At 71.7% G+C, this 15,651-nt stretch carries 14 protein-coding genes and 2 pseudogenes; 10 read left to right on the plus strand and 6 right to left on the minus strand.

The features are described from left to right. Window positions 1-645: 645 nt before the first annotated feature. Entirely contained in the window at window positions 646-1,653 is a 1,008-nt protein-coding gene (locus tag ACIQGV_RS33260; protein WP_402501399.1) for an AraC family transcriptional regulator, read from the plus strand. Between the two features lie 244 nt (window positions 1,654-1,897). Here ACIQGV_RS33260 and ACIQGV_RS33265 read toward each other — a convergent pair whose 3' ends face one another. The 5 genes from ACIQGV_RS33265 to ACIQGV_RS33285 form a co-directional block, all read right to left on the minus strand. Next, window positions 1,898-2,731, minus strand: coding sequence for a hypothetical protein (locus tag ACIQGV_RS33265; RefSeq protein WP_402501402.1), 834 nt, complete (start codon window positions 2,729-2,731; stop codon window positions 1,898-1,900). 18 nt (window positions 2,732-2,749) lie between these two features. Then, window positions 2,750-3,400 carry a hypothetical protein gene (locus ACIQGV_RS33270; RefSeq protein WP_402501405.1) on the minus strand — a complete coding sequence of 217 codons (651 nt, stop codon included), beginning with the start codon at window positions 3,398-3,400 and terminating at the stop codon, window positions 2,750-2,752. A 175-nt stretch (window positions 3,401-3,575) separates the two neighbouring features. Further along, a complete protein-coding gene (locus ACIQGV_RS33275) occupies window positions 3,576-4,082 on the minus strand; it encodes a hypothetical protein (protein WP_402501408.1) in 507 nt (168 codons plus the stop codon). 244 nt (window positions 4,083-4,326) lie between these two features. After that, the gene (locus tag ACIQGV_RS33280; RefSeq protein ID WP_402501411.1) at window positions 4,327-4,950 is read right to left on the minus strand and encodes a hypothetical protein; all 624 of its coding nucleotides are present in this window, start codon (window positions 4,948-4,950) and stop codon (window positions 4,327-4,329) included. A gap of 281 nt (window positions 4,951-5,231) precedes the next feature. Then, the gene (locus ACIQGV_RS33285; protein ID WP_402501414.1) at window positions 5,232-7,136 is read right to left on the minus strand and encodes a protein-arginine deiminase domain-containing protein; all 1,905 of its coding nucleotides are present in this window, start codon (window positions 7,134-7,136) and stop codon (window positions 5,232-5,234) included. Window positions 7,137-7,518: 382 nt separating this feature from the next. Between ACIQGV_RS33285 and ACIQGV_RS33290 the strand changes: the two genes are divergently transcribed. The 5 genes from ACIQGV_RS33290 to ACIQGV_RS33310 all read left to right on the plus strand — a co-directional run bounded on the left by ACIQGV_RS33290 (window position 7,519) and on the right by ACIQGV_RS33310 (window position 11,358). Beyond that, on the plus strand, window positions 7,519-8,163 hold the full coding sequence (locus tag ACIQGV_RS33290) for a DUF2975 domain-containing protein (protein ID WP_402501417.1): 645 nt from the start codon (window positions 7,519-7,521) through the stop codon (window positions 8,161-8,163). Continuing rightward, the gene (locus tag ACIQGV_RS33295) at window positions 8,163-8,393 is read left to right on the plus strand and encodes a helix-turn-helix domain-containing protein (protein WP_402501420.1); all 231 of its coding nucleotides are present in this window, start codon (window positions 8,163-8,165) and stop codon (window positions 8,391-8,393) included. The genes ACIQGV_RS33290 and ACIQGV_RS33295 overlap by 1 nt, the downstream gene beginning before the upstream one ends. Window positions 8,394-8,730: 337 nt before the next feature. Then, complete coding sequence (locus ACIQGV_RS33300) at window positions 8,731-10,269, plus strand: methionine--tRNA ligase (protein ID WP_402501423.1); 1,539 nt, start codon at window positions 8,731-8,733, stop codon at window positions 10,267-10,269. Window positions 10,270-10,616: 347 nt separating this feature from the next. Continuing rightward, on the plus strand, window positions 10,617-10,745 hold the full coding sequence (locus ACIQGV_RS33305; RefSeq protein WP_402501427.1) for a hypothetical protein: 129 nt from the start codon (window positions 10,617-10,619) through the stop codon (window positions 10,743-10,745). Between the two features lie 91 nt (window positions 10,746-10,836). Continuing rightward, complete coding sequence (locus tag ACIQGV_RS33310; protein WP_402501430.1) at window positions 10,837-11,358, plus strand: hypothetical protein; 522 nt, start codon at window positions 10,837-10,839, stop codon at window positions 11,356-11,358. A gap of 148 nt (window positions 11,359-11,506) precedes the next feature. Here the strand turns inward: ACIQGV_RS33310 and ACIQGV_RS33315 are convergent. Beyond that, a pseudogene (locus tag ACIQGV_RS33315) lies at window positions 11,507-11,851 on the minus strand (hypothetical protein); the annotation flags it as partial. Window positions 11,852-12,097: 246 nt separating this feature from the next. Between ACIQGV_RS33315 and ACIQGV_RS33320 the strand changes: the two are divergent. From ACIQGV_RS33320 to ACIQGV_RS33335, 4 genes and pseudogenes are all read left to right on the plus strand, one after another. Beyond that, complete coding sequence (locus tag ACIQGV_RS33320; RefSeq protein ID WP_402501433.1) at window positions 12,098-14,512, plus strand: PA14 domain-containing protein; 2,415 nt, start codon at window positions 12,098-12,100, stop codon at window positions 14,510-14,512. 141 nt (window positions 14,513-14,653) lie between these two features. After that, the gene (locus ACIQGV_RS33325) at window positions 14,654-14,839 is read left to right on the plus strand and encodes a hypothetical protein (RefSeq protein ID WP_402501436.1); all 186 of its coding nucleotides are present in this window, start codon (window positions 14,654-14,656) and stop codon (window positions 14,837-14,839) included. Next, the gene (locus ACIQGV_RS33330) at window positions 14,836-15,147 is read left to right on the plus strand and encodes a type II toxin-antitoxin system PemK/MazF family toxin (protein WP_402501439.1); all 312 of its coding nucleotides are present in this window, start codon (window positions 14,836-14,838) and stop codon (window positions 15,145-15,147) included. Before ACIQGV_RS33325 ends, ACIQGV_RS33330 begins: the two co-directional genes overlap by 4 nt. Window positions 15,148-15,157: 10 nt before the next feature. Beyond that, window positions 15,158-15,637, plus strand: a pseudogene (locus ACIQGV_RS33335) (TerD family protein); the annotation flags it as partial. Window positions 15,638-15,651 lie beyond the last annotated feature (14 nt).

Consider the following 15,651-nt stretch of genomic DNA (forward strand, 5'->3'; position numbering starts at 1 on the left):
GGCCGGCCGGGCGGCACCACCGTCGCCTCCGGCGACGGCGCCCAGGACGAGGCCCAGATCCCCGTCATCGCCCACTGACCACCCGAAACACCGGACGGTACTCCCGTCCGGAGGGCCTGCCCCACCGCACGCCGGTGGGGCAGGCCCTCGTTCTTTTCGCGCCGGCACGGCGAGCCGCCGACCGCGGGCCGTCCGCAGCCCGTTCCCCGGCCGGGCGTGGTGTCGCCCGACCGAAGTCCCGGCGGATCCCCCGCACGTCAGTCCCGGCGGATCTCCCGCACGTCCCGGTGCGGCCGGACCGGATGACGCCCGTCTCCACCGCCACCCTCACCCCGGAGAGGGGCCGCAGCGCCGGATGTCTCCGGCCTCAGACGGAAAACAGCCAACAGATGGAATCTTTCGTCCGAAAGTGACGCAGATTGCATGAAGATTCACAAGTTACGCTTCACTCGAATCACTCAAGTCCCTTGCATCGGGGCCTGCTTGAGGGTGGAGAGCGGCTGGGGGACATCATGGCTCACACACCGGCCTCATGATGCACGGGCATCCGATCGAGAGCGGTGTGCGGGCACGGACCCCTGGCACGGGAGATGTCCTCGGTCCTCGCGGATGCGGTGGGGCGGCAGGGCACCGGAGTTGAGGCGAATGTTGGGAACGATGTTCCGCAGCGAGGACATGCCTGCGGAAGAACGGTTCGAGCGTTGGCGGGAGCTGCTCGACGGGACCCGCTCCAGCGAGATCACCAGAACCGATGCCTCCGAGTTCCGGGCGCGGTGCCGCCTGTCCGAACTGGGCGCGGTCACCGTGCTGCAGGTGGCCTGCACACCGACGCGTTACCGGCGGAGCGAGCGGATGGTGCGCCGTGCGGATCCCGAGCGTTACCACCTGTCGCTGTGTCTCGACGGAGAGATGGCGCTCGACCACACCGGGTCCACCGGAATCTTCCGCGGCGGCGACCTGCATCTGGTCGACAGCTCGCATCCGTACGACCTGCAGCTGGAGGCCGGTCCGGGATCGCGGCTCGTGACGGGTGTCGGCGTGGACTTCCCGAAAGCGCTGCTGCCGCTGCCGGCGCATCGGGTCCATGAGGCGGTCGGACGGGGACTGTCGGGACGAGAGGGGCTCGGAGCCCTGCTGGCGGAGTTCCTCGTCGGGCTGGAGCACCAGAGCGAGCGGCTGCGGCCCGCGGACGCGCCGCGTCTGGGCACGGTCGTGCTCGACCTGCTGTCGGCATGGCTGGCCCAGGTGCTGGAGACGGAGTCCGCACTGTCGCCCGAAGCGCACGGCACGGTCATGGCGGAACGCGTGCTGGCGTTCATCCGCCAGAACCTGCACGACCCGGAGCTGACACCGCCTGTGATCGCCGACGCGCATCACATCTCGCTCAGCTACCTGCACCGGATCTTCCAGCAGCAGATGCCCGGGCAGACCGTGTCGGCCTGGATCCGCGCCCGGCGGCTGGAGGGCGCCCGTCGTGACCTGGCGGACAGCTCACTGCGCGGCGTCCCCATCCACGCCGTCGCCGCCCGCTGGGGCCTGCCCGCCGCCTCGGGTTTCACCCGCGTCTTCCGGGCCGCCTACGGTCTCTCTCCCCGGGAGTTCCGGCTCGGGACCCCGGCCGAGCGCGACGGGGCGCGCGAGCACCCGCGCTGACCCGTCGTGCGGGTCCGGTGCCGGCGAAGTCCGTCCGACCCGGCGCTCCACGAGGCGTTCAGGGTCTGCGCCCGTCCGGCGGCGACGGTTCGATGTCCTCCGAAGAGGACGCTGAGGCTTGTACGGCCGGGGCGGAGGCGCGCTGCCTCCGGAGCGTCGGATCGTCGAGCCGGACCGGTGACCACGCCCCGATCACCACGGACGGGGCGGGGCCGTACGGTTCACGGACCCTCGGGACGCTCCGTCAGGCACACTCTTCGCTCGCCAGGGGCTGGGCGGCAGCCGCGCCCCGTTCCTCCTGCTGCGCGGCCGGGGCCGGCCGGGCGGTGGCCAGGCGCTGGGCCAGTTCGTCCGCGCTGTGTCCGGTGAGCTCGTTCCGGAGGATGTACTCCGGCTCGCCCTCGGGAAGGGCGCCGAGGGTGCCGGCACCGGTCGACGCCGCCTGCTCGGCGTCGGCCCGGGCCTGCTCGACCGTCTGCGGCTGCCCCTGGAACTCGCCCTGACCGAGCAACCGGTCGTCGTAGGGGATCGCGGACTCGTCGCCGAGGCCGCGCCACCGGCCGGGCGTCGGGTCGTCGCCGGCCGGGCACTGCGGGGGCTCCCACTCCAGCGCCATCACATAGCTGTGGCCGGGCTCGATCCGGGGCTCGTTGTGGCCGGACATCTCCACGCGCTGTCCGTCCTCGTCCTGGTGCCAGCCGTAGGCGTCCCACTCGAACACCGTGGGTGCCGTGTGGGCGGGGTCGTCCGCGGACCACAGGACCCTGTCGACCCGGAGGGTGACCTTGCGCAGGACGGGACCGACCTGGTCGTCGGGGTCGTCGGGGTCGTCCGTGGCCGGCTCGACCGCCTTCTCCCCGAGAGCGGTGACCACCACGGCGTGGTCGGCGTACGTCACCCAGTCCTGCGCGGTCTGTGCGGGGTGCCGGTCGGCGCCCTCCGCGAGGATGATCCCCCGTTCCTCGCCGCGGCCCTCCCCGGCCGGACCACCGCCGCCGGCGACGGCCGTCACGGTCAGCGCGGACGCCGCCGTCGCGGCAGCCACCCCCGCGCCGATCAACGCCGTTCTTCTGTTCATCCCGACCCCCGTGTCAGTTCAGTACGTCGCGTTGATGTTGCGGCGCTGGTTGTCGCCGAGCCCCTCGATGCTGGTGTTCTTCTTCATGCAGCCGAGTCGCGAGTCCTGCATCCCCACCGTGGGCATGGAGTCGTCACCGTGCAGCAGACCGACGGCGTGTCCGGTCTCATGGCAGGTCAGGCCGTATCCCCAGTGACCGGGCTCGATCTTCAGGTACTGCTGGTCGCACTTGTAGATGCCGGAGCCCCCGGCGTTCTCACAGTAGGTGAACCCTTCGTCGCTGCCGGAAACGGTGCCCTCGCTGTAGTAGATGTCGGTCTCGGCGTCGCCGGACCAGGACGGTGTCGAGTCGTAACTCACCGACAGATCGGTCGGGTTGTACTCGCCGGACATCACATCGCGCACCATCCGCTTGTCGTCGTCCTCCAGCTTGTTGCTCCCGCCGGAGTCCATGTAGTACGTGAGCGCCGCGTTGTCGGTCTGGCAGACGAGCCCCCTGCGGCAGGGCGGGTCGTAGTGCGCGGTCGGCATCATGTTGTCGATGGAGCCGGCCGCTTCCGCTTCGATGCCGTCGGCCGTGCCGCTCGGGGCCACGCCGAACAGAGTGCCCATGGTCAGGGCGATGACGCCGGTCAGACGGCCGACGTTGCGTATCGAGACGTGCGTCAAGGTTCCCCCTCGGGCGTTCGGACAGCATGCGGCTCGCGGAGCGCATGAAGGACGAGGGGACGCTCCACGAGTCACACGAGCACCTATTACCGCACCTGTGGTCAACTGGCGCAAGAAACAAAGGAGTTGGCATCTGTCCGGAAACGTCGGTCACCGCTTCCGGCGGCGGGGAGGTCTAGCCGGAGCTCTCGCTCCACGGCGACGGACAGGAGGTGCTCCGTGCCTCGTCGAGCGCAGCCCTGACCCGTCTGCGTTCCAGCGTCGCCGCGTCGCCCCGGAGCGTCCCCAGTTCCTGGTCGCTCCGCTCGGGCACCGCGATCAGCAGCCGCTGCCCCGGCTCCAGCCGGCGCTGCTCGTCGTACGTACCCGGGTCCACCACGTCGAGGGTGACCCGCTTCTGCCCCTGGGCCGGCTTCAGCCACTCCGCCACGTCGAAGGTCAGCACGACGTTGCCCGCCTCGGCGGACTCCTGCACGGAGACCACGTCACCGAACGCCATGGTCCGGGAACAGGCGATCCATTCGGTGAGGGTCTGCCCATGGCCGCTCTGCCCGGCGCTGTCGTCCCGGTCGCGACGGTCGTCGCTTCCGCACCCTGAGGCCAGCAGGGCTGCCGTGGCGACAGCGACGGCGGAAGCCCCTAGAGCGCGTCGCCGTAACCCGGTGCCGCGTTCCTTGCGCATGAACGATTCCTCCCTGTGTCCTTCTGTGACGCGCGAGCTGCGGGAAACGTTCGGCCGTCTCCGGACCCCCGTCACCGTCTCCTCCCGCATCTCCCGCCGTACGACAGGCCCACCACCCGCTCGTCAGCGCGCCCAGGACGAGTACGGTAGCCCCGCAACCGGTGAGGAGCCAGGGCCTTCGAGTCGTTCCGGATGCGCCGGGGGCCCGTTTGCGGTACGGCGCCCGGCTGCCGCCGGGTGGCGGTCAGGGCGTGGGCCCGGGCTCGATCCCCGGCGGGAACCCGTGGATCCCCGGGGTGCCGACGGAGTCGTCGGCGATGTCGTGGGGACAGATGCTCCAGTCCGCGGCGATGCGCATCACATGCTGTTCGCCGGGCATGGCGGCGTGCCAGGCGTCCCATTCGGCATCTCCCCAGTCCTGCCGGACCTCTTCGCGCCCCACCAGCCCGACGCCGAGTTCCTTCTCGACGGTGGTGGGCTCCCCGAGACGCAGCGGGACCGCGCCGCTCATGCCGATGTAGCAGTAGGCGCGGGTCAGCTCACCGGATTCGACCCTGGCCCAGGCGTGGTACTCGCAGATGCGGTCCGTGCCGAAGTACTGGAGGTCCCCGACCCGTGCGGCCAGCGTCCGCAGCCAGGCGGGGAAGTCCGGGTGAGTGGCGTCGGTCTCGCGCGTCAGATGGATCCGGCCGTGGGCGAGCGTCCAGCCCGGGACGGGGCGGGCCACGAAGACCCCCTGCCGGTAGGCGAGTTCGGTGCCGCTCGCCCAGTCCGTGCTCCGCCGGTGCCGGAGGCCGAGTGCGTCGGCCACCTCCTCCGGTCCGGCGTCCCGCACCGCGAGCCATGACGTCTTGTAACCGAAGGACATGATCCCTCCCACCGTGGCGGCCCGTGGACGACGCGGGGATCATCGCAGACGGCACCGGCACCGGCACCGGCACCGGCACCGGCACCGGCACCGGCACCGGCACCGGCACCGGCACCGGCACCGGCGGCGTACGCAGGTCGGCCCGGCCGGGCCGACCTGCGCGGCTGCTCCCGCCGCTCCCGACCGGGTGCCCTGATCGCCCGTGTCGTCGAGGAGGGCTCACCGTCCGGGACGGCACTGCGGCTCCCGGCGGCACGGGCCGATCGGATCCTGCCGGTCGGTCAGCTCCGCCACCAGGGTGCCGAGGTGTCCCGCAGGGTGTTGGTGCCGCAGTGCACCTCGCCCATGCCGAGGTGGTACGTGTACCAGTCGTCGATGTAGGAGACCTTCATCCCGGCGTCGTTGTACACCTTGCTCACGGCCGCGGTGAAGATGTCCTTGCCGTCGACGACCGGGCCCCACTGGCGCGGGGCGAGGTAGCGGTCGCGGGCCAGCAGGATGCCGTTGACCGCGCCGGGGACGTACGCGCTGGTCTGGACGGTCGGGCCGGCGGCCGCGCCGTCGCGGGCGAGGAGGCGCTGCTGACCGTGCTCCCCGGCGGCGCCGACGGTGCCGCCGATGCGCCGGAGCAGGGGCATCCGGGTGCCGGTGACCGTGGTGTCGATGCCCCGCGTGTACAGGGCGGGCACCCGCACGATCTCGGCGTCGGTGATGCCGGTCTCCCGCTTGAGGATGCCGAGGTTCGCCTCGATGCGGGCGGCGGCCAGGTTGTTGTCGGCGAGGAGTTTCCGGGAGGCGAGGGCCTGCGCGATGGTCTCCTGCGGCGCCAGCATGCCGTCGAAGGGCTTCACCGAGAACATCTTCGTCCTGCCGTGCCCGTCCCGCTCGGCCGCCCGCAGAAGGTCCAGCCCGGCCTTCGGGTCGGCGACGCCGATGCGCCAGCCGCGCGGGGTGTCGGCGGGCAGGAACTGCACGAACTCGTCGACGTGCCCGACGTGCAGCCAGGACGTGTCCAGCAGCAGCGGGTTCTGCATCCCCTGGGACCTGAGCAGCGTACGGATCTCGTTCGAGGGCCTGACGCCGTTGCCGTCCGTGCGCTGGCCCATGATGATCCGGCCGGCGGGGTAGGAGCGGCCGTTGTGCCGGTAGGGCGGGACGGTCTCCAGGTTGCCGTAGGAGTTCAGCGTCTCCCAGCCCTGCATGTCCCGTCCGTGGGCCTGCACCACGCCGGTGCCGGGGCCGCGCAGCCTGGCGTACAGCTCCCGCCCGGCGGGACGGTTCTGCGCCGAGCGCAGCATGACCCGTATCGCCTGCTGCCGGCCGTCCGGCCCGGTCATGCTCACGTACGCGGGCTCCACGAAGTCCTGCGCCCAGATGTCGCCGTAGGACGTGAACTTGACCGTCGGCGCGGTGACGCCGGCGTCCTTGGCGCGCTGCTCCAGGCTCTTGACGAAGCTCTGCTGGCGGCGTGCCCAGGGGTCGTCGCCCTTCACCTCGGTGACCAGGAGCCGCTGGGTGTTCTGCAGGTTGTGGTGGGTGAGCAGCGGGGCGGCGCGCAGCGTCACGTCGTCGCTCGCGGTGCCGGCCGCGGAGGTCACCGTCAGCCGGATCACCGCGCGCCCGTCCCAGACGCCGCTGTCGCGGATCACGTCCCGGCCCTCGACGCCGAACTCCACGCCCGCACGCAGTTCCTCGGCGGTCAGCCGGGTCTGCGAGGTGACGAGCGTCCAGGCACCGGCCCGCTTGACGTGCACCCGCACCCGAGCGGCGCCGGCTGTCACCTGGAGGCGTCCGGTCGCGTCGTCGGGCAGGTCCGCGGCCGGCACCGAGCGCACCCGTGCCAGATCCGCAGCGTCCGCCGCGCCGTTGACCGAGGTGTCGGCGGCGTCGTTGCAGCGGGCGAGCACGGTGTCGGGGACACCGGGGCCGAGAACGGCCCGGCAGCGCCGGGCGTCGTCGTCGATGTTGGGCAGGAAGAGCGCCCCGCGCCCCACGGACCAGGTGTCCTCTCCGGCCTCGTCCGCGGTGCCGGTCATGTCGACCGTTCCGTTCCGGTCGACGTCGGCCCGCAGGTCGATCCGGAGGGGCTCGGCGGCCCGGGCCAGGGCGGGTGGCGCCAGTACCGCCCCCGCCGCGGTGAGAGCGAGGATCACTCGTCCGGCTTGTCTGTTGCGCACCTGTCGCATCCTTTCGTTCCGCCGTTGCCACCGGGGAAGAGGGGCAGGACGCGCGAGGCGTTGAGTCGGGAACGCGCCAAATGACCTGACGATGTGTCAGCCGTGCCGGGGCTGCCGTCCCGGGGGGATCCGGCTCGTCGCCACCCGGCGGAGGCGCTGCCCCGCCCGTGCCGGGCGGCGGCTTCGTCCGGCCGGTTCGCCTTCCGGGGCGGGGCGCCTCCCGGTGCCGTCGACGGCGGTCGTGCCGCAAGGGCTTCCGTGCGGGAGGCCGCGCGGCCGGGCGTCGCCGTCTCAAGGAGCGGAAATGGCCGCGCCCGGGCGGGACTTGCCGTGCTCCCGTCGCCCTGTGTATCGTTTTTCGATAGCATCGATAATCGATACGGGGGTCGTCATGGCGAGGGTACGCAATCCGCTGGAGCCGATGTCGACGGCGGTCACGTCCATCGTGACGCTGATAGCCGTCCTGATGGGCGTGAGCCTGTTCAGCGCGCTGTTCGTGGACGGCGTGCATGTCCTCGGCATCGGCGACGAGTCCGTCTGCGTCATGGACACGAGCACGACGGTCGGCGTCGGCGACGAGCCGGCCAGGGTCTTCGAGCACGTACCAGGAGCCACGGTCGGCCTGAGCGCCCACCCGGACTACTGCACCGAGAGCCCCAGCCTGGTGCAGAGCCTGCTCAACACCACGACCCGGCTGGCCCCCTTCGTCTTCACCGTCGGGGCGCTCCTGCTCGTCCTCCGCCTGATCCGGAGTGCGAAGCGCGACGGCCTCTACACCGTACGGACCGCACGGCAGCTGCACCGGCTGGGCTGGTGGCTGCTGGCCGGCAGTGTGCTCGCCGCGATGGCCGTGTCCACGGCCGAGAAGGCACTCATCGACTCCCTGAGCCGTGCCGACGACATCAGCGTCGTCTCCGGGCTGTGGATGTGGGACGCTCCCTTCATGGCGATCCTCACCGGCCTCGGCGTCCTCTCCTTCGCCCGGATCATGCGCGTCGGTATCGTCATGCGAGAAGACCTCGACGGAACGGTCTGATGTCCGAAGAGAAACAGGAGCACGCGATCGAGGTCCACCTCGACCGACTGCTCGAGGAACGCGGGATGACCTTGGCGGAGCTCGCCGACCGGGTCGGAGTCACCTACGTGAACCTGTCGATCCTCAAGAACGGCCGGGCGAGGGCCATGCGGTTCACCACCCTGACCCGCCTCTGCGAGGTGCTGGAGTGCCAGCCGGGCGATCTCCTCAGCCACCGCGGCACCGAGTGAGCACCAGGCCCTGACGCGGAGAGGCCGGACCTCTCGGGACCCGCGAGGGCGGGCGGCCGCTCCCGGCCGGTGCCCGGTGGCCCTGCGCGAGCCCCGTCCCGGCGTGTGCGGCTGCCGTGCGGGAGCGGAAAACCTGCCGTGCGGGAGCGGAAAACAGGGTGCCGGGACGCCGCTCTGCTCGCTAGGCTCGGCGCATGATCACGCCTCCGCCCCAGCACCGGATGATGCCCCGTCGACGACGGGGCTGCTGAGCACGGACGCGTACCGAATCCGAGGCCCCGGGACGGGGCCTCGATCTTTTTCCGCGACCAGGTCTCGCTCCCCGGCAGGAGGACCGATGACCGCACGACGCCGCTACATCACCACGACCATTCCCTACGTCAACGCCCGCCCGCACCTGGGCTTCGCCCTGGAACTCGTCCAGGCCGACACCCTGGCCCGTCACCACCGCCGGCGAGGCGAGCAGGTACGGCTGCTCAGCGGAACCGACGACAACTCGCTGAAGAACGTCCTGGCCGCCGAAGCGGCCGGCACCGACGTGCAGTCGTTCGTCGACCGCAACGCCGACGCGTTCGCCGCACTGCGTGACCCACTGGCACTCTCGTTCGACGACTTCATCCGCACCAGCAGCGACCCGCGTCACCGCGTCGGAGTCGAACGGCTGTGGCGCCGGTGCGCCGCGTCGGGCGACCTCTACCGCAAAGCGTACGAAGGTCTGTACTGCGTCGGCTGCGAGCAGTTCTACACCCCCGGCGAACTGGTCGACGGACGCTGCGGCGAGCACGGCACCGAACCTCAACTCGTCGCGGAGGAGAACTGGTTCTTCCGCCTGTCCCGCTACACCGACCGCCTCCACCGGCTGATCGCCGACGGCGACCTGCGCATCGAGCCCGCCGCCCGGCGCAACGAGGTCCTCGCTCTCGTCGAGGGCGGCCTGCACGACTTCTCTGTCTCCCGCTCCCACAGCCGCGCCCGAGGCTGGGGCATCCCCGTGCCCGACGACCCGAGCCAGGTCGTCTACGTATGGTGGGACGCCCTCGGCAACTACGTCACCAGCCTCGGCTACGGCACCGGCGACACGGCCTACGGCCAGTGGTGGGAGAACAGCGAGCGCCGCGTGCACCTGGCCGGCAAGGGAGTGGTGCGCTTCCACGCCGTCCACTGGCCCGCCATGCTGCTGTCGGCCGGACTGCCGCTGCCCACCGACCTCCTGGTCCACGACTACCTCACCGTCGACGGCCGCAAGATCAGCAAGTCCTCCGGGACCACCGTCGACCCGGCCGCGCTGGCCGCGGCCCACGGCACCGACGCGTTGCGCTGGTGGCTCCTGCGTGATGTGCCCCGGGTCGGGGACGCGGACTTCACACCCGACCGGCTGACCACCCGCGCGGACGCGGATTTCGCGGGAGGGCTGGGCAACCTCGTCCACCGCACCGTGACCATGGTCCACCGCTTCCGCGGCGGGATCGTCCCCGCCGCCGCGCCCGCCGCGCCCGCCGACGTCAGGGAGCCGGCGCTGGTGGACGTCTGCCGGAAAGCGCCGGGCCTCGTCGACGCCGCCCTGGCCGGCTTCGACTTCCGGCAGGCCCTCCACGCCGTCTGGGAGATCGTGGAGGAAGCCAACCGGTACATCGACGCGACACGGCCCTGGGAACTGGCCCGGGAAGAACGCAAGGGCGACGGTGAAGCCGCGAAGCGCCTCGACACCGTCCTCGCCACACTGCTCACGGCGTGCCGCGTGCTGGCCGACGAACTCCACCCGTTCGTCCCGGACGCCGCCGCGCGGATCAACGGCCGGCTGACACCGGTCGAGGGACTTCTGCCCGCCCCGCAGCCGCTGTTCCCCCGCCTCCACGAGGACACACAGCCGGCGTGACCTGCGGGCCCCGGACAGTCCGGAGCCGGGCTGTGCGCCGGTCACAGCCCGAGTTCGGGCGCTGGCCTTCCGGCGGGTCGGGGGAGGAGCCGACGCACAGGGTGGCCGTGGATCCCGGTGCACGGGATGTGTTCCTTTTGTGAGTCGCGCTCGGTGTGTGGCCGAGTGGGCGGCTCGGCTCAGATGTTCCTCAAGAGCTGTTACGCCGCCGATGAGGGTGCTGTTACGGTCTGTTCGACCACGGGGGATGTGAGGGCCCGGCCTGACGGGCAGGGCTCTTGTCCTCCCTGGCCGTATGACACAGGGGAGGGCGAACAGTGCGCAGCACCTGCTTCCGGCTGCCCTCCGTGAAGAGCATCGAGCGGACCGGCGCCGCCTTGGTGCACACCCTCACCTTCGGCGCTTCGACCCGGTACGACCGGGAGCACAGCCGGCGGATCACCGCGGAAAGCAAGCATGGCGAGCACGACATCTGAAGGAAGAACGGGCGCCTCTCCGGCAGGCAGGGTCTCTTCTTCCCGTACCGGGACGCGTACGGATCCGCGGACGGGCCGGCTCCTTTGGCTGGTGGCCTTCGTGCTGCTCGCCGGCTGTGTGCCCGTTCTGCCCGGCGGCGGGCAGGCGGACGGGAGCGCCCTGGACGGCGGAATGCAGTCCGCGGGGACACTGGGCAACGACCATGTCAGGCCGGGACAGCGCTGGTGGGCCTCGCTCCCCGTGCCGTACAACCGGTCCGGCAGGCCCGTCGAGATCACGGACGCGAGGTTCACGCAGGTGCCCGAGGGGCTCGAGGTCGTCGGGTACGGCGCCTACGCGCAGGACGACTCCGAAGGGGTCGTCCTGCTGATGCAGCAAGGCTCGGTCGGCATGCCCAGGCTCGACGAGTTCGAGAACCACCTGCACGACGTCAACCGCGTCAGGGCGAAGAGCGAGAGCGACGTCTACTACGGGGCGTGGCTGAAGGTGACCGGGCGCATCTCCGGAAACCTCGGTGGATGCCGGTACGAGTACCGGCAGGGCGGGAGGAGCTTCGACCAGACGCTGGACTGCGACATCGCGTTGCGGATCGAGAGGCAGGGCGCACCGTGACGGCACGCGGGTTCCGCCGGCTCGGCCTCTCCCCGTGCTCCCCTCGAAGTGGCCTTGTCGGCACGTGACGTGAAGCCGCCCGCTCCCGTCCCCGCGCGGAAGGCGTCCGGCGCGGTCCTCCGGCGCACGGTCCAGCGGGCACGACGGCTCACAGCCGGTCCCCCGCGCCGGCTGGTTCCGGAGGATGCGGCCCGCCGCCGTCCTTGACGTCCTGCTCGCAGGTGCGTCCGTCGTGGGACTGGTCGTCGGGGATCAGCAGCACTCCGGCGACCTGCCCAGGGTGCTCGACGCCGAGCCGGTCGTCGCCCGTGAGGGGACCGTCCGGCCCGAACGCCCGGGAGGAACGGACCGTCCGGCATCCCAGCGCCACGCGCTCCTCGTCGACCGCGCAGGCGTCCACCGCGGGGCCGGAGCTCTCGTCGGCGCCGTCGAAGCGGTGGCGGAAGTGGACCTGGTCACCTTCGGAGGGCACCTGAGGGTGGGGTTCGAGGCGCCGGCCGACGGCTCCATGGCCTCCGTCATCCCCGGAGCGGTTCGGCGCCGCTCCGCGTCCAGGGCGCGGAACTTCTGCGAAGTCACGCACAACCATCGGGTCCCTCCGGGAGTCATGATCGCGACGGGTTCACGGGATCCATGGATCCCGGGACACCCGGACACGATCACCGCGGTCACCGCGGACGGCCCGAAGACCGCCGCCCGCCCTCTCCGCGGCGACCGCACCGAACGGAGCCTGACACCAGTGAAGCCCACCACCGCCGGCCGGAAGAACGTGACGGCGACCGCCGTCGTGCTCGCCACAGCCGGCGGTCTTCTCGCCGCGGCCCCCACCCCCGCCTCGGCGGCCGTGAACTGCACCTCCCCCGTCTACCAGCGCCAGTTCTTCGCGAACACCACCTTCTCCGGCACCCCGAGGAAGACCGACTGCGACAGCGCGATCAGCGAGAACTGGGGCGCGGGTGCCCCCGCCGCGGGCCTGCCCGCAAACTCCTTCGGCGTCCGCTGGACGGTGACACGCGACTTCGGCTCCGGCGGCCCCTTCGCCCTCACCGTCGCCGCCCAGGACGGCGTCCGCGTCCGCGTCGACGGCACGCTCAAGATCGACCTGTGGAAGAACACCTCCTCCACCGCGACCCGGACGGTCAACCTCACCGTCCCCGGCGGCAGGCACACCCTGCGCATCGACTACGTCAACTGGACCGGCAACGCCGACGTCCGGTTCACGTACCTGCCGCGGACCACGGCCACCGTCGACAGGGTCAGGCCGCTCGCGCCGGCCGGCCCCTCAGCCGCGTACGACCGGACCAGCCGCAGGACCACGCTGACCTGGGCGCGGAACAAGGAGATGGACCTCGCCGGCTACCGCGTCTACCGCCGGCTCGGCAGCGGCGGCTGGACCCGGCTGGCCGCCACCACGGGCACCTCCTACACCGACACGCCGCCCGCCACCGGACAGGCATTCGCGTACGAGGTCCGCGCCTACGACAAGGCGGGCAACGAGTCGTACGGCAGCGCCGACGTGGCCGTCACCACCGTCGACCGGACGCCGCCCGCCGCGCCCTGGCCGGAGATGGACATCTGCCCGGACGACGCGAAGGTCGCCGGACCCGAGCTGGTCACCACGGCAGCCAACGCCGCCGACACAGCCCAGTACCAGGCGCAGCGCCTGGACCCGGCGACCGGCCTGTGGGCCGACGTGTACACCGGGACCAAGGGCGCCTTCTGCGACCGCGGCCGCCCCGCCGACGGCACGAAGGCCACCTACCGCGGACGCGCCCGGGACGCGGCCGGCAACTGGTCGGCGTACTCCGCCGCCGCCACCCTCAGGGTCACCGACGGCATCCCTCCGGCCGCCCCCGCCGCCCGCGTCGAGTACCGCGGCGGCGTCCCGCACCTGCTGTGGAACGCCGACCCGGACGCGGTCCGCCACGAGGTGCTCCAGCTCGACCCGGCCACCGGCGGCTGGCTCAAGGCGTTCGGCGACACCGCCGCCACGACCGCGACCGACGTGGTGCCCCGCCAGCAGACGGCACTCGCCGACGAGTACCGCTACGCCGTACGCGCCTTCGACGCCGTCGGCAACGCCTCCGCGCCCACCGAGGTCGTCCTGCGGATGGCGGACCGCCCGCAGGCCATCGCGCCCTACCAGGTCACCGCCGGCCGCTGGGGCGACTCCGTCGCGCTGTCCTGGCGCAGCACCGACCCGTGGACCGTGGACGACGGGCATCTGCCGGTCTACGAGATCGTGCGCACCGACCCGGCGACCGGGCAGAGCACGACGCTCACCCAGTGCTCGCCGACGGACGGCGGCACCGGCCCGCAGCCGCCCGCGCTGCACACCGTCCCCGCGAGCGACAGCCACGACCCGGCCTACGTCACCTGGCCCAACCCGGTCGTGTACGCCCACTGTGTGGAGGGCTCGGGCGCCTCGGAGACCACGTACGAGTACCGGATCGTCGCCGTCGACCGCTACGGACACCGCTCCGCGGCGAGCGCCCCGGTCACCGCGGCCATGGGCGACACCGTGCGCCCCGCCCCGGTCGCCGACCTGAAGGCCGAGGTCGTCCCGATGGGCGTCCGGCTCACCTGGAACCCGCCGGCCGACGACGACGTGATCGGCTACTACGTCTGGCAGGGCACCACCGACCCGGAGACGGGCGAGACGGTGTGGAAGCGCGGCTGCGTGAGCGGCGACTCCCTCGCCGAGACCGAGATCCTCTGCGCGACCGTGCCGGACGGACGTGAGCACGTCTACCGCGTGGCCGCCACCGACCGCGTGTACCTCGACGAGGGCCCGGAGACCTTCCACACCGCCGACATCAAGGTCACCCTCCCCGACACCCGCCCGCCGGGCTGGACGGGCACCCGCATCACCACGGACCAGTACCCGGACCTGTACGTCCGCTGCGGCCAGACCGTCTACGACCCGCCGTGCGACAACTGGACCGACTACCGCCTGGAACGCTGGGACCCGGCCGCCCGGTCCTGGACCACCCTCACCACGGGCAGCACCACGGACCCGAAGTCCTACCTGGACCAGTCCGTCCACGAGGACCGCCTCGGCATCTACTACTACCGCGCCGTCTACAGCGACGGCACGGGCGCGGAGAAGGTCATGTGGGAGAACGCGTACGGCATCTGGGACACCTGGCTCTGACCCACGGGCGGCACCGGCCGCCCGGTACCGGCCGCAGGCGAAGGGCCCGGAGGTGCACGGACCTCCGGGCCCTTCGCCTTCCCGGCGCGGATCTGCGACGGAAGCTGGTGTGACGGCAGTCGTGCCACTAGATTTGGTGGCATGACTGCCATCACTTTGCGTGTCCCCGACGCGATGGACAAGCAACTGCGCGACGCGGCCGCCGACTCTCCGTCACTGAACGAATACATTCTGCGGGCCGTGCGACGTCAGATGACGCTCGATGCCGCCCGCAAGCTGGCATCCATCGAGCCCCTCGACCTGTCCGGCGAGGGCGACGCCCTGTGACTGTCCGCAAGGGCGACGTCTGGGACGTCGACACCGGCAAGGGCACGCGTACCGTCCTCGTCGTCAGCCTCGACGGCCTCGCCGAGGCGTACGGCGCCGTGGTCGCCCTGGTCCTGCACGCCCCGGCACACCATCCCGACACGGCGATGAGCGTACGTCTGACCTCGCCGGTCGACGCGTCCGTGGTCGCCGTGAACCTCCTGCAGCTCGCGGCGGCCCGGTTCGAGACCGCGACACGGCACGGCAACATCGGCCCCGAGCAGCAGGAACAGGTCGACAACGCGCTGCGCGCGGTCCTCGACCTGTAGCCGAGGAAGGGACGGAGACGTCCTGGGCATGGCGTGGACCGGAAGCGTCGCCCTGGACGTGTGCGCCCTCGTCTGCCGTGGCAACCGTGTCCTCGGCGACGACCACTTCGTCTTCTTCAGCAACCCCCGGACGCCGGACGGCTCGGTGCGCGCTCTTCCCGCCGCCGCACCCGACAAGGCCGCGATCTGCGTCTCTATCGACTGGCTGCCCGATGAGGCCGACCGGTTCGTGCTCGTGGCCGCCGTCGACCCGGAGGCCGACCCGGACGCCGGCCTCTCGGGTTTCACGGATGCCTGCATCCGCCTGCTCGACCCGCGGCCGGCCGAGCTCGGACGACTGGAGGTCTTTGACGGCCGGCCGGGTGAAACAGCCCTGGTGCTCGGCTCCTTCCGCCGAAGGCCGAACGGGGACCGGGACTTCGTCCTGGGCGGCAAGGGCTGCACGGGCGGCCTGGAGGAACTCGTCCAGGATCTCGGCATCGAGGTGGAGCAGGCCCGATGCCG

It is taken from the genome of Streptomyces sp. NPDC093094, assembly GCF_044754345.1.
Lineage (GTDB): Bacteria > Actinomycetota > Actinomycetes > Streptomycetales > Streptomycetaceae > Streptomyces.

Coding starts and splice junctions, on each gene's coding strand:
- ACIQGV_RS33260 (WP_402501399.1), top strand. CDS start 646: ATGTTGGGAACGATGTTCCGCAGCGAGGACATGCCTGCGGAAGAACGG.
- ACIQGV_RS33265 (WP_402501402.1), bottom strand. CDS start 2,731: ATGAACAGAAGAACGGCGTTGATCGGCGCGGGGGTGGCTGCCGCGACG.
- ACIQGV_RS33275 (WP_402501408.1), bottom strand. CDS start 4,082: ATGCGCAAGGAACGCGGCACCGGGTTACGGCGACGCGCTCTAGGGGCT.
- ACIQGV_RS33280 (WP_402501411.1), bottom strand. CDS start 4,950: ATGTCCTTCGGTTACAAGACGTCATGGCTCGCGGTGCGGGACGCCGGA.
- ACIQGV_RS33285 (WP_402501414.1), bottom strand. CDS start 7,136: ATGCGACAGGTGCGCAACAGACAAGCCGGACGAGTGATCCTCGCTCTC.
- ACIQGV_RS33290 (WP_402501417.1), top strand. CDS start 7,519: ATGGCGAGGGTACGCAATCCGCTGGAGCCGATGTCGACGGCGGTCACG.
- ACIQGV_RS33295 (WP_402501420.1), top strand. CDS start 8,163: ATGTCCGAAGAGAAACAGGAGCACGCGATCGAGGTCCACCTCGACCGA.
- ACIQGV_RS33300 (WP_402501423.1), top strand. CDS start 8,731: ATGACCGCACGACGCCGCTACATCACCACGACCATTCCCTACGTCAAC.
- ACIQGV_RS33325 (WP_402501436.1), top strand. CDS start 14,654: ATGACTGCCATCACTTTGCGTGTCCCCGACGCGATGGACAAGCAACTG.